Here is a 12645-nt window from a genome sequence, read left to right on the forward strand (position 1 = left end):
AGTTTTAGAAGACGTGTTGCCTTCTAGGCCGTCGCGAGTTTCACGCCCATCCGTCCCGCGATTTCCTGCGTGAACTGCCACGCCACGCGGCCCGAGCGCGATCCGCGTGTGGTGGACCATTCGAGCGCCTCGCGCTCAAGCTGATCGTCGGGCATCTTGACGCCGAAGTGCTTGCAGTAGCCGCGCACCATATCGAGATATTCGTCCTGGCTGCACTTGTGGAAGCCGAGCCACAGGCCGAAACGGTCCGACAGCGAAACCTTTTCCTCGACAGCTTCGCCGGGGTTGATCGCCGTCGAGCGCTCGTTCTCGATCATGTCGCGCGCCAGCAGATGGCGGCGGTTCGAGGTCGCATAGAGAATGACGTTCTCGGGCCGGCCCTCGATGCCGCCCTCTAACACCGCCTTGAGCGACTTGTAGGACGCGTCGTTGCCGTCGAACGACAGGTCGTCGCAGAACACGATGAAATGGAAATCCGACTCGCGCAGCAGCGACATCAGCAGCGGCAGGCTCTCGATGTCCTCGCGGTGAATTTCAATCAGCTTCAGCCGGCCATGCACCATGGCGTTCACGCTGGCATGTGCCGCCTTGACCAGCGACGACTTGCCCATGCCGCGCGCGCCCCAGAGCAGGGCGTTGTTGGCGGGAAGACCCTTGGCGAAGCGCTCGGTGTTCTCGATCAGGATGTCGCGCATCCGGTCGATGCCCCGGAGCAGGCCGAGGTCCACGCGGTTCACCTTCGGAACCGGCACCAGACGGCCATTGGGCTGCCAGACGAACGCATCGGCGCTTTTGAGAGAATCAGCGCTGGACGGTTTGGCCGCGGATGCATTCAGGCTCGCCGCAATGCTCTCCAGAGCCTGTGCGATGCGCCCGGTCTCGGTATCCGCCGCTGTGGCAGGGCGTTTTGTCGCGGATTTGATCGCCCTGGCAGGACGTGCCTTCGCGGTGGCCCTGGAGGCCTTTTTATTGGGTTTTTTGGACATGAATTCAGCCCCCTTGCGAGGCACCCATAGCGAGGCCCGTGAATGCCCGCAAGCGCCACAAATGCATGGCAAAATCGGGATGGCTGGTCCCGTTGCAATTGGGACGCTGGCCGTTATAGTCCGCGCAAATTCGGCCAAAACGGCCACAACGCTATGCGTTTCGCCCGGTGGCGGGCGCCTTCCCGAGGACTTTTCGTATGTTCATTACCCCTGCCTTCGCTCAGGCCGCCGGCGCTGCCGACACCAACAGCATGCTGATGTCGCTGCTGCCGTTCGCGCTGATCTTCGTCATCATGTACTTCCTGATCCTCAAGCCGCAGCAGAAGAAGCTGAAGGACCATCAGGAACTGGTGAAGAACATCCGCCGCGGCGATACCGTCGTCACCAATGGCGGCCTTGTCGGCAAGGTCACCAAGGTGGTCGATGACGACCAGATCGAAGTCGAAATCGCCGACGGCGTGCGCATTCGTCAGATGCGCCAGATGATTTCCGGCGTTCGCACCAAGGGTGAGCCTGCCAAGGATACCAAGGAAGAAACAGCCGCGAGCTAACGCAGCGCAACGGCTCTGCCTGATACTGGCTTTGCCGATCTCAACCGTCTGACGGGTTATCTCGATGTTGTATTTCACGCGGTGGAAGGCGCTGGCGGTCATCATGACCGCCTTGATCGTTTGCCTTTGCGCGGTTCCGAACTTCTTCCCGGATCACGTGGTCAAGACCTGGCCGAAGTGGGCCCAGCGTCATGTCGTGCTCGGCCTCGATTTGCAGGGCGGCTCGCACATCCTGCTCGAGGTCGATTCAAACTCGGTCAAGAAGGACAAACTCGATCAGGTTCGCGATGACGTTCGCCGCACGCTGCGTGACGCCAAGATCGGCTACACCGGTCTGGCGGTTCGCGGCGAGAGCGTCGAAGTCCGCGTCAAGGATACCGACCTGACGGCCGCGCTCGCCAAGCTGCGCGAACTCTCGCAGCCGCTCGGCGGATTGCTCGGTTCGAGCGGCCAGCGCAGTGTCGAAGTCAGCGACGCCGGCGGCGGGTTGATCCGCCTGACCGTACCTCCGGCCGCGATCACGGAGCGCGTTCGCCAGTCGGTCGAACAGTCGATCCAGATCGTCGAACGCCGCATCAACGAACTCGGCACCGTGGAGCCGCTGATCCAGCGTCAGGGCATCGACCGCATTCTGGTGCAGGTGCCGGGTCTGCAGGATCCGACCCGCCTCAAGGAACTGCTCGGCAAGACCGCGAAGCTCGATTTCCGCATGGTGGATACCACCGTCCCCGCCGATCAGGCGCAGCAGGGGCGGGTGCCGCCGGACTCCGAAGTCCTCATGAGCGCGTCCTCGCCGAAGGTGCCTTATGTCATCAAGAAGCAGGTGCTGGTCTCGGGCGGCGACCTGACCGACGCGCAGCCCGGCTTCGACCAGCGTTCTGGTGAGCCGATCGTCAGCTTCCGTTTCAATACGTCGGGCGCGCGCAAGTTCGCGACGGCGACACTTGAGAACGTCGGCCAGCCGTTCGCCATCGTGCTCGACAACGAAGTGATTTCCGCTCCTGTGATCCGCGAACCGATCACCGGCGGCTCCGGCCAGATTTCCGGCAGCTTCACCGTGCAGGGCGCCAACGATCTGGCGATCCTGCTGCGCGCGGGCGCATTGCCTGCGCCGTTGACCATCATCGAAGAGCGCACGGTCGGACCGGGCCTCGGTCAGGACTCCATCGCCGCCGGCGAACTGGCGTCCTATGTCGGCTCGGTGCTGGTCATTGTGTTCATGCTGCTGACCTACCGGCTGTTCGGCTTCTTCGCCAACGTCGCGGTCGCGATCAACGTCGCCATGATCTTCGGCGTCCTCTCGCTGCTCAATGCGACGCTGACGCTGCCCGGCATCGCCGGCATTGTGCTGACCGTAGGCATCGCGGTCGACTCGAACGTGCTGATCTATGAGCGTATCCGCGAGGAATTGCGCGCCGGGCGCACCGCGATTTCGGCGATCGACGCAGGATTTACCCGCGCTCTCGCGACCATTCTGGACTCCAACATCACCACCTTCATCGCGGCGGCAGTGCTGTTCTACATCGGCACCGGACCGGTGCGCGGCTTCGCCGTGACCCTCGGCATCGGCATTCTGACCACCGTCTTCACGGCGTTCACCGTGACGCGGCTGATTGTTGCGATGTGGGTGGCGTGGAAGCGGCCCAAGACCGTGCCGATTTGAGGATTGTATAAGCCGTGACTCATACCATCATCGTCGCACTCGCCATCTTCATCGTCGTTCTGACAGGCCTCAGTATCTATGGCGTGATCCCCGCGCTTCGCATCGTCCCGGACGATACGAAGTTCGACTTCATGCGCTTCCGCCGCATCAGCTTTCCGATCTCGGCGCTGTTGTCGCTGCTCGCCATCGGTCTCTATTTCGTCCACGGACTGAATTTCGGCATCGACTTCAAGGGTGGCACGCTGCTTGAAATCCAGACCAAGTCCGGCCCCGCCGACATCGCGGCGTTGCGCGCGCAGCTTACGACGTTGAATTTCGGCGACGTCCAGCTCCAGCAGTTCGGTGGTCCCTCCGACGTTCTGATCCGCATCGCAGAACAACCCGGCGGCGATCAGGCACAGCAGGCTGCGGTGCAGAAGGTTCGCCAGCTGTTCGGCGACAGCGTCGAGTATCGTCGTGTCGAAGTCGTTGGTCCGCGCGTGTCGAGCGAACTGCTCGCCTATGGCACGGTCGGATTGATGCTCGCGATCGCGGGCATCTTCATCTATCTCTGGTTCCGGTTCGAATGGCAGTTCTCGCTCGGCGCGATGATCGCCAACGTCCACGATATCGTGCTGACGCTGGGATTCATGTCGATCACCCAGATCGAATTCGACCTGACCAGCATCGCCGCGCTGCTCACCATTCTCGGCTACTCGCTGAATGACACGGTCGTCATCTATGACCGCATTCGTGAAATGCTGCGGCGGTACAAGAAAATGCCGATGCCGGAACTGCTCAACACGTCGATCAACTCGACGCTGTCGCGCTCGATCATCACCCACGTCACGGTGACGCTGGCACTGCTCGCGCTGCTGCTGTTCGGCGGCAAGGCGATCCATTCCTTCGCGGCGACGATGACCTTCGGCGTCGTGCTGGTCGGCACCTACACGTCGATCTTTATCGCGGCGCCGATCCTGATCTATCTCGGCGTGGGCGAAAACCGGGGCGGCGAGGACAAGCCGTCGAAGCCGTAACATGGCGGGCGCACTGCCCGAAGGATTGCACCTTCCACGGTCCGCGCCGATCGATGCCTACGGCAACGGCGGCTTCCGGTTCGCAGATATGTCGCATCGCGGCTCGCTGCTCTGCCTGCCGGATGCGATCTGGGCGTGGCCGGTCAACGACCCCAAGGACATCGACCGTTATTCGCTGGAACGCGTGTTCGAGCACGCCAATGAGATCGATACGCTGCTGATCGGCACGGGTAGTGGTGTCTGGATCGCACCTGCGCCGCTGCGCAATGCTCTCCGCCAGGTCCATGTGGTGCTTGACACCATGCAGACGGGACCGGCGATCCGGACCTACAACGTCATGATGGGCGAGCGGCGGCGCGTTGCGGCAGCGCTGATCGCTGTTCCATGAGCGGCGCAGCTAGCAATGACGCCGCGGCGTTCTGCTCCGACCTGGTGCGCGCACGGGATTTCAGAACCTATGCCGCAAGCCTGTTCGTATCGCCGGAAGCGCGGCGGGCGTGGCTTGCGCTGGCGGCGTTCAACGCCGAGGTTGCTCACGTTCGCGATCATGTCAGCCAGCCGCTGCCGGGTGAAATCCGGCTGCAATGGTGGCGGGATGTTCTGACCGGCGAGGGGCAGGGCTCTCGCGGCGAAGCCGAGGCCAATCCGGTCGCGGCGGAATTGCTGCGTGCGATCGCCTGGCACGATCTTCCCATTGAGGCGCTTGTCCGCCTGATCGATGCGCATGTGTTCGATGTCTATGACGACCCCATGCCGGACATGGCAGCGCTGGAAGCCCATTGCCGGGATACGGCCGCAGCGCTCTATGCCTTGCGTGCAAAGGTGCTCGGGGTGACTTCACCCGATGTCGCGCGTATCGCAGAGCATGCCGGCATCGCGGAGGGACTGACAGACGTTATGCTGGCGTTGCCGCGTCATGCTGCGCGGCGGCAGCTTTACCTGCCGGGCGACCTCATGAATCTTCACGGTGTGATTGCCGAAGAGTTTTTTCTGCGGCGGGCGGGCCCGCCGCTCAAGGACGCGCTGGCGCATCTGCGCCGCGAGGCGGATAAGCAGATGAAGCAGGCGCTGCTAATGCTTGAGAGTGCCCCATCCGCCGCGCGCCCGTCGTTTCTGCCGCTTGCGGTGATCGGAAAGATACTGTCTCGGCTGGAGACGTCCGATCCGTTCGCGCCGCCGTTGCCGTCGCGGCTTGGCATTCTCTGGACGACGTGGCACGCGAGCGGTGCGGAGCCGTTCAGAGGATAAGCACAAAGCCGGCATAGTTGCCGCGCCTCACGCGGGCGGCGGATTCTCCGCGGTCAGCCTTCGGCTTTACCGAAGGCTGCCAACGTAACTTCCACATGGTGAGCGGTGGCGGCGTCTGTCACGATTCTTCGCAAATTCGAGACATCGAATTTCGAGGTGATGACATGGCGGAATTGAACAAGGACGAGCAGGTCGAGCCGGTTGGTAAGCTTCATTGGACGGCGATAGCACTGATCATATTCATGACTCTCGGAATGCTTGCGCTGGCTGTTCGCGTTGAAAATGCCGCACCATCGAAACCTGATAGAAGCCGCATATTCGAGAATTTGAAGTCGATTGACTAAGCGGCTACGGAGATGTGCAACGCTTACATGGCCGCGCGCGGTAAGTGCGAGGTCATTCAAGGCGTGAAGCTGCGTTCAGGCGGGGGCAGTCAAGTTAATTCCGCTCCTTTGCGTGCACTGAATCCCGATCCGTCTGAGCGACATCATTCAGTCACCACTTCGCCTTTTGCGGAGAAGTTTGCCGCTGTTTTGCCGTTACGCTGCGTCAGCCACATGCAGCGTATCTGCGATCCAGCGATCAAGATCCGACAGCGCCCGCGCGCTGATCGCCTGCTTCTTCGCGATCGTCTTTTCATTGCCGCGCAGCCGCGTGCCGTCCGGCTTCCTGGTCGGCGGCGAAGCCAGCGGTGGAAACAGTCCGAAGTTGATGTTCATCGGCTGGAACGAGCGCGGCCCGGCATCGATGGTTTCGATATGTCCGCCGGTGATGTGCCCAAGCAGCGCGCCGAGCGCGGTTGTTGGCGGGGGCGGCATGATCGCGTGGCGGCGCGCATCGGCCGCAGCGAACAGGCCGGCGAGCAAACCGACGCCGGCGGATTCGACGTAACCCTCGCACCCGGTCATCTGTCCGGCAAATCGCAGGCGCGGCTGCGCGTGCAGGCGCAATTGCGGGTCGAGCAGCTTGGGAGAATTCAGGAAGGTGTTGCGGTGCAGGCCGCCGAGGCGCGCGAACTCCGCGTTCTCAAGGCCCGGAATGGAGCGGAGCACATGCGTCTGTGCGCCATGCTTCAGCTTGGTCTGAAAGCCAACCATGTTGTAGAGCGTGCCGAGCTTGTTGTCCTGGCGAAGTTGCACAATCGCATAGGGCTTGACCGTGGGATCGCGTGGATTGGTCAGTCCAACCGGCTTCATCGGCCCGTGGCGCAGCGTTTCGCGGCCGCGCGCAGCCATTACCTCGATCGGCAGGCAGCCGTCGAAGTAAGGCGTGTTGGTTTCCCACTCCTTGAAATCGGTTTTTTCCCCCGCGATAAGCGCATCGACAAAGGCGTCGTACTGCTCACGGGTCATCGGACAGTTGAGATAGTCGGCGCCATTGCCGCCGGGGCCCACCTTGTCGTAGCGGGACTGAAACCACGCAACGTCCATGTTGATGCTGTCGCGATGAACGATGGGCGCGATGGCATCGAAGAAGGCGAGGGCATCTTCGCCGGATAGCCCCCGGATTGCATCGGCGAGCGCAGGCGATGTCAGCGGTCCGGTCGCGACGATGACGTTCTTCCAGTCCGCCGGCGGCAGTCCCGCGATTTCCTCGCGGCGAATTTCGATTTTCGGATGAGCGGTGAGCGCTGCGCTGACGGCTGCCGAAAAGCCGTCGCGGTCCACCGCAAGCGCGCCGCCGGCCGGCACCTGATTGGCGTCGGCGCTGCGCATGATGAGGGAGTTGAGCTTGCGCAGTTCCGCGTGCAGCAGACCGACGGCGTTATTGGCCGCGTCATCGGAGCGGAACGAATTGGAGCAGACGAGTTCGGCGAGGCTGTCGGTGCGGTGGGCATCCGTCGTTCTGACCGGACGCATCTCGTGCAGCACGACGTTGACGCCGGCATTGGCGATCTGCCACGCGGCTTCCGAACCGGCCAGTCCGCCGCCGATGACGTGAACAGAATCTGCTTGCTGATCTTTGTGCGTTGTCATGGCTCACAACTAAAGCTCGCAAGACCCGGACGCAACGCTTGATGCCGGGTGCGAATGCCTGTGTCGTGCGCCAGATACGACAACGCCCGCACAGGGCGGGCGCAATCGTTCGTCAGTCAGCTATCGCAACGGTTAGCCGTTGTAAGCACCGGCTGCGACCCGCTGGATGTCGGAGCGGTCAAGCCCGATATCGGCCAGTTCCCGATCGCTCAACTGGGACAGCTCAGCGACATTGCGCTGATAGTCACGGAACGCCTGGATAGCGCGGATAAATGAGAGCAGCATTGGTAGTCTCCTTCGTAATCCCGATTCAGCTCTTGGAGTAGCGTCATCGTTGGAACTGAATATAGGGGACGATTCTGCGCTGCAACACCGCGAATGTTGCGATGCAGCTAAGCAAAATACGCATATCTTACGTAAGAAGTGATTAATCTTTCAGCTAAGATTTCCCATAAGGACAGGCCGGATTTTCGCATCTGATGCACGATTTAGGCTAATATTTCATCAGGTTGACGCAAAGGGGACACAAATTCCACGCTGCCCGTATCAACGGTAATGGAATGCGCGGTCACGCTAAGCCATGTCCTCGTGGAGTGGCCCCGAGGTTCCGTACCGCTACCCCACGTATAGTGCCAATCATCAACTAATAGCGAACAATAGTTCACTCTATGCCCGCCGATCAAGTTGGGTGCAGGAGCTTGGTGCCAAATCGTGGACGTTCAGGCCGAGGCGTGGCATAGCCGCTGGATGCCAGATCGCCATTCAGTCCGCCGGCTGCTCCTGATAATTGTGCTGTCGCAGGCAATGGTGATTCAGGCTCTCCTGGTGGCCTGGAGCAGCACACAGGCTGCGGCCGGGGCACTGAGCGGTATCAGCGCTCCCATCTGCTCGGGCACGATACTTCCGGGTGGGGCCGCTGGCGGAACCGAACCTGCCCAGCCCGGCACACCTCGCGATTGCTTCAATGCCTGCGTTGCCGCGCAAGTGGCGGCACCGCCCGATCGTATGATGCTCCTGCCGTATGCCACTGCCTATGCACGGATGTCGGCTTCCCGGCAGATGGCGTTGCCGGAAATTTACCGGCAACTGGCCTTTTCCGCGAGGGCTCCACCGCGGCGGCTGACCTGAGACCCTCTTTCGAAATTCTCTTTCAGCATCATTCGAGGACAACATGATCATCAACTTCTGCAGCCTTCAGCGGCTGCTGGCAGGCACTGGCCTGACGGCGGCGGCTGTCATTGCTTTGCATTCGCCTGTATTCGCCCACGTGACGCTTGCGGCCGGAGAGGCCCGCGCCAATACCTATTACAAGGCCGTGTTCCAGGTGCCCCACGGCTGCGATGGCGCGGCGACCCAAGCCGTCCGCATCCAGATTCCGGAAGGTGTCATCGGCGTAAAGCCGATGCCTAAGGCGGGATGGACCCTTAGCATCACGCGTGGCGCTTACGCCAAGTCGTACCAGAGCCACGGCAAGACCGTGACCGAGGGACCCAAGGAAATCGTGTGGTCGGGCGGATCGTTGGCCGACGACAACTATGATGAATTCGTCTTCTCCAGTTTCGTCACTGATTTTCCTTCGGGGCAGGCGATTTCCTTTCCGACAGTTCAGCAGTGCGCCAAGGGCGAGGTTCGCTGGGATCAGATCGCATCGGAGGGGCAGAATCCGCACAGCCTGAAGTCGCCGGCTCCGGTGCTGCGGATCGTTGCCGACACCACCACGGTTGCGCAGGCGCAAATGGATCACAGCCAGATGGACCACGGGAAGATGGCCGCGCCCAAGTCAGGCAGTGACACCTTGAAGGCCGGTGATTTGATCGTCGCCGCGCCGTGGACTCGCGCAACGCCGGGCGGCGCCAAGATTGCCGGCGGCTATCTCAAGATCACCAACAACGGCAAGTCTGCCGACCGTCTTCTCAGCGCGACCTCGGCTGGTGCCGACCGCGTGGAAATTCACGAGATGTCGATGACCGACGGGGTGATGAAGATGCGGCCGCTGACTGACGGCTTGACCATCAAGCCCGGCGAGACCGTCGAACTGAAGCCAGGCGGCTTCCACATAATGTTCATGGACATCAAGCAGCCGCTGAAGCAGGGCGACAAGCTGAAGGCCACGCTGACGTTCGAAAAGGCGGGCAAGCTCGATGTCACTTTCGACGTCAATGCGATGGGAGCAACCAGCGAGCCTGCGCATAAGCACTAAAATCGATTGATGAGATGATGCGGCCGAGCGCGGCCGCATCATCGCTCAAGGCGCGCGATCGAGCTGGCTGGCAAAATAGGCAATCGTCTTCGAATAGACTTCGCTTTTGTTCCATTGCTGGATCACCGCAAAGTTCTCGCTGCCGGGGTCCCATGGTTGTCCACGCTTCCAGCCATGACTGGCGAGGAAGTTCGCGGTCGATGCCAGCACGTCGGGTGCGCTTCGCAACAGGTCGCGCCGCCCGTTGCCGTCGAAGTCGACGGCGAATTTGATGTACGACGACGGCATGAACTGTGTTTGCCCAATTTCACCGGCCCAGGCGCCGCGCATGTCTGCGGGCGACAGATCGCCCTGATCCACAATGCGCAGGGCATCTTTCAACTCCGCACGAAACATTTCGGAGCGCCGGCAGTCGTAAGCCAGCGTTGCGACCGAGCGGATGGTCGGGAATTTTCCGATATTGACGCCGTAGTCTGTTTCAAGCCCCCAGATCGCGACAAGAACAGCGCCGGGGACGCCATAACGCTGCTCGATGCGGGACAAGACCGACCCGAACTGTTTCATCTTGTTGGCACCCGCTGCCAACCGCGGCGGCACCATCCGGCCGGAAAACTCCTCGAAACTCTGACGGAAGACATGCTGCGACCGGTCGCGTGAAAGGACAGAACTGTCGAGTGTGATGCCGTTCAGCCCCTGCGAGATCGCCTGTTGGGAGATACCCTCCGCCGCAGCTTCCTTCCTGAAATTGTCTAGCCAGCTCTCGAAGCTGCCGGTGCCGCACGTCGCAGCGGATGCCTGCGAAGCAGCCACAAGGAAAATAAAGGCGGCGGAAGTTGCGCGTGAGAGCAAAGCAACGGTCATCTGAATGCCTGCTGCGAACATGAGCCCATCGAGAATCTCGCGTGGAACCGCGGCTAAAACGTGTCGCCCTTGACGGTCAGAGTGCTCATCGATTGAGCGAAGCAGCAAATGCGTCGCCGTCCTCGAGGCCGAGTTCGTAAGCGTCCCGGATGCCATCCGGGTTTCGGATATCGAATTGCCCGACGCCGATCTTCCCGGGAGGGCTGTACGTAGGTGCGCCCCTTCACCTGCGGGATTGTTTTGTAGAGGCGGGTCAGCAGCACAAGCGAACGGCCGCCGGCAGCTTCAATCGGTACCAGCGGCTCAACCGGAACGTTGTCAACGAGCCCGCCATCGAAGGCTGGCCGTCCCGCGATTTCGGTGACCGGCATGAATGGCGGAACACCGCTGCTGGCCATCAATGCCTCGCGAAACTGCTGCGGATCGTTCAGGGAGCCGACTGCGACGAATTCGGACCGGAAACCCAGCGCGCGCCCGAAACGCGGATGCACCGGATGAAAGAGTTTCTTCTCCAGTTGATATGCGCCGATGCCGATCGCTGCGCCAATCCGCGGGGACAGTCCGCGCGGCAATCGCGAGACGGCGATCTGAAAATCGGTCATGTCCTGCAGCCGCCTGAAGGCGTCCGCGTCGATGGTCTGGTCAAGCAGTTCGCAGAACATAGGGCCGACGGGGCAGAGCGGTTTACCCGCACGCCAAGCGGCGAAATCAAAATTCCTCAGTTTGGGATCGCAGGCGGCGATCACGCGAGCCCGGGTCGTCGGTCCGGCCTTGAGCAGCGAATACGCTGCCGCAAACGCGCCCGCGCTGGCGCCGACCACCAGCTTGGGCGACAGACCAAGACGCGTTGCGGCGGCTTCATAGAAACCGCCCTGCCAGTAACAGCGGTTGCCACCGCCTGCGAAAACCACTGCGTCGAACATGAACTATCTTCGGATGCACACCATCAGGTGTGCATCCATGCCAAACCGCAGTGCGACAGGCAACGGTACAGTGCTGACGTCCGGCTAGCGGTCCCTACGCCCCCATGAAAACAGACTGGCGGGGAAATCCGCCGCGTAGCGCCGCGCCTTCTGTTGTGGCGGCGGTTCATATGATGTTGCAGCGGGTTTGATCACCTTTCGATAGAGGTGCCAGGTCGCATGACCAAGCACAGGGATCACGACGGTGAGTCCGAGGAAGAACGGGATGGTTCCGGCCACCAGCAGGACCGCAACAATCAGACCCCACGCAGCCATCGGAACAGGATTTTGTACGACCGCACGTACCGACGTCAGCATCGCATCCATGGCGCCCGCATGACGGTCGAGCATCAACGGGAAGGAGACAACGCTGACGCAGAGTGCAACGAGTGCAAACAGAAACCCGATGCCGCAGCCCAGCACGATCAGCCTGTGCCCTTCTGAGGTTGTCAGCACCCGCTGGAAGAAGTCCGGAAAGCTTGAAGCCGGTGCATAGCCGAATGTCGCCGTGTAGATGGACTGCGCGGCTGCGAGCCACACCAGGAACAGCACAAGGAGGGCGACACCGAAAAACAGCATGGCTCCGATGGACGGCGAGCGCAGCACCCCCAAGGCATGAGAGGCTGTTGGCGTTTCGCCCTGTTCACGCCGGCGGCTGAGATCGTAAAATCCAAGCGCTGCGAACGGCCCGAGCAACGCGAAGCCGGCAGCCAGTGGAAACAGCAGGGGCAGGATTGAATAGCCAAGGACAGTGCGTGCGAGCATCAGTCCGAGCACGGGATAGATCAACGCCAGGAGGAACGCATGAGTGGGAACGGCCTTGAAGTCCTCCCATCCCAGGCGAAGCGCGTCCTTGAGATCAGCCGTCGTGATTGTCTGGATCGCGTATTTCGCCGGCTCTGTCGCAGCCGGAAATGCTTTCATGTTGGTGGAAACGCTCATGGTGGCTGTCTCCTTGTCACACAGCGCTGAATGCTGTGATTGCTCATAGGGGGCACCGTGCGAACCTCAAGCCTATCATGATCGCTTCAAAGGGCATCCGCGAAAGCATCACGATTGCTTGCAATGTATAAACGCGCGGATGCAGCAAGGTTCTGCAAATGAACGAGATGGATTTTGCCTCCAAACGATTGGTGTCGTCACACCACAGTCATTGTGGCGTCTTTTTGACGTTTTTGACTC

General features: G+C 61.2%; 14 protein-coding genes. 7 read left to right on the plus strand and 7 right to left on the minus strand.

The window, feature by feature from the left end; all coding sequences use genetic code 11:
• Nucleotides 1–23: 23 nt before the first annotated feature.
• Nucleotides 24–986 carry an ATP-binding protein gene (locus I554_RS0102730; RefSeq protein ID WP_024575389.1) on the minus strand — a complete coding sequence of 321 codons (963 nt, stop codon included), beginning with the start codon at nt 984–986 and terminating at the stop codon, nt 24–26.
• A 197-nt stretch (nt 987–1183) separates the two neighbouring features.
• Here I554_RS0102730 and yajC point away from each other — a divergent pair, with 197 nt between their 5' ends.
• The 5 genes from yajC (at nt 1184) to I554_RS0102755 (ending at nt 5464) form a co-directional block, all read left to right on the plus strand.
• On the plus strand, nt 1184–1537 hold the full coding sequence (gene yajC / locus I554_RS0102735) for a preprotein translocase subunit YajC (protein WP_024575390.1): 354 nt from the start codon (nt 1184–1186) through the stop codon (nt 1535–1537).
• A gap of 64 nt (nt 1538–1601) precedes the next feature.
• Entirely contained in the window at nt 1602–3200 is a 1599-nt protein-coding gene (gene secD, locus I554_RS0102740; RefSeq protein ID WP_024575391.1) for a protein translocase subunit SecD, read from the plus strand.
• 14 nt (nt 3201–3214) lie between these two features.
• Nucleotides 3215–4216 carry a protein translocase subunit SecF gene (secF, locus tag I554_RS0102745; protein WP_006020662.1) on the plus strand — a complete coding sequence of 334 codons (1002 nt, stop codon included), beginning with the start codon at nt 3215–3217 and terminating at the stop codon, nt 4214–4216.
• A 1-nt stretch (nt 4217) separates the two neighbouring features.
• Nucleotides 4218–4604 (plus strand): MTH938/NDUFAF3 family protein, encoded by a 387-nt coding sequence (locus tag I554_RS0102750; RefSeq protein ID WP_024575392.1) that lies wholly within the window; start codon nt 4218–4220, stop codon nt 4602–4604.
• On the plus strand, nt 4601–5464 hold the full coding sequence (locus I554_RS0102755) for a squalene/phytoene synthase family protein (protein WP_024578156.1): 864 nt from the start codon (nt 4601–4603) through the stop codon (nt 5462–5464). The genes I554_RS0102750 and I554_RS0102755 overlap by 4 nt, the downstream gene beginning before the upstream one ends.
• Nucleotides 5465–5517: 53 nt before the next feature.
• Here I554_RS0102755 and I554_RS26735 read toward each other — a convergent pair whose 3' ends face one another.
• The 3 genes from I554_RS26735 to I554_RS26185 form a co-directional block, all read right to left on the minus strand.
• Complete coding sequence (locus tag I554_RS26735; protein WP_152527640.1) at nt 5518–5868, minus strand: hypothetical protein; 351 nt, start codon at nt 5866–5868, stop codon at nt 5518–5520.
• 135 nt (nt 5869–6003) lie between these two features.
• Nucleotides 6004–7440, minus strand: coding sequence for a methylenetetrahydrofolate--tRNA-(uracil(54)-C(5))-methyltransferase (FADH(2)-oxidizing) TrmFO (gene trmFO / locus I554_RS0102765; protein ID WP_024577664.1), 1437 nt, complete (start codon nt 7438–7440; stop codon nt 6004–6006).
• Between the two features lie 132 nt (nt 7441–7572).
• Nucleotides 7573–7725, minus strand: a complete 153-nt coding sequence (locus I554_RS26185) for a DUF1127 domain-containing protein (RefSeq protein ID WP_002711692.1) — start codon at nt 7723–7725, stop codon at nt 7573–7575.
• 426 nt (nt 7726–8151) lie between these two features.
• On the opposite strand from I554_RS26185, the gene I554_RS27150 reads away from it, so the two are divergent.
• Together I554_RS27150 and I554_RS0102780 are read left to right on the plus strand one after the other, a co-directional pair.
• Nucleotides 8152–8568 (plus strand): hypothetical protein, encoded by a 417-nt coding sequence (locus I554_RS27150; protein WP_024577663.1) that lies wholly within the window; start codon nt 8152–8154, stop codon nt 8566–8568.
• A 43-nt stretch (nt 8569–8611) separates the two neighbouring features.
• Nucleotides 8612–9640, plus strand: coding sequence for a DUF1775 domain-containing protein (locus I554_RS0102780; protein WP_024577662.1), 1029 nt, complete (start codon nt 8612–8614; stop codon nt 9638–9640).
• Nucleotides 9641–9685: 45 nt separating this feature from the next.
• Here the strand turns inward: I554_RS0102780 and I554_RS0102785 are convergent, their stop codons facing one another.
• From I554_RS0102785 to I554_RS0102795, 3 genes are all read right to left on the minus strand, one after another.
• Nucleotides 9686–10501: a lytic murein transglycosylase gene (locus I554_RS0102785; RefSeq protein WP_024577661.1), complete on the minus strand. Its 816-nt coding sequence runs from the start codon at nt 10499–10501 to the stop codon at nt 9686–9688.
• Nucleotides 10502–10554: 53 nt separating this feature from the next.
• Nucleotides 10555–11424 carry a patatin-like phospholipase family protein gene (locus I554_RS25390; RefSeq protein ID WP_244432703.1) on the minus strand — a complete coding sequence of 290 codons (870 nt, stop codon included), beginning with the start codon at nt 11422–11424 and terminating at the stop codon, nt 10555–10557.
• 84 nt (nt 11425–11508) lie between these two features.
• Nucleotides 11509–12387 carry a DUF2189 domain-containing protein gene (locus tag I554_RS0102795; protein ID WP_029659790.1) on the minus strand — a complete coding sequence of 293 codons (879 nt, stop codon included), beginning with the start codon at nt 12385–12387 and terminating at the stop codon, nt 11509–11511.
• Between the last annotated feature and the right edge of the window lie 258 nt (nt 12388–12645).

The organism is Afipia sp. OHSU_II-C1, from assembly GCF_000497575.1.
In the GTDB taxonomy this organism is placed as follows: domain Bacteria; phylum Pseudomonadota; class Alphaproteobacteria; order Rhizobiales; family Xanthobacteraceae; genus Afipia.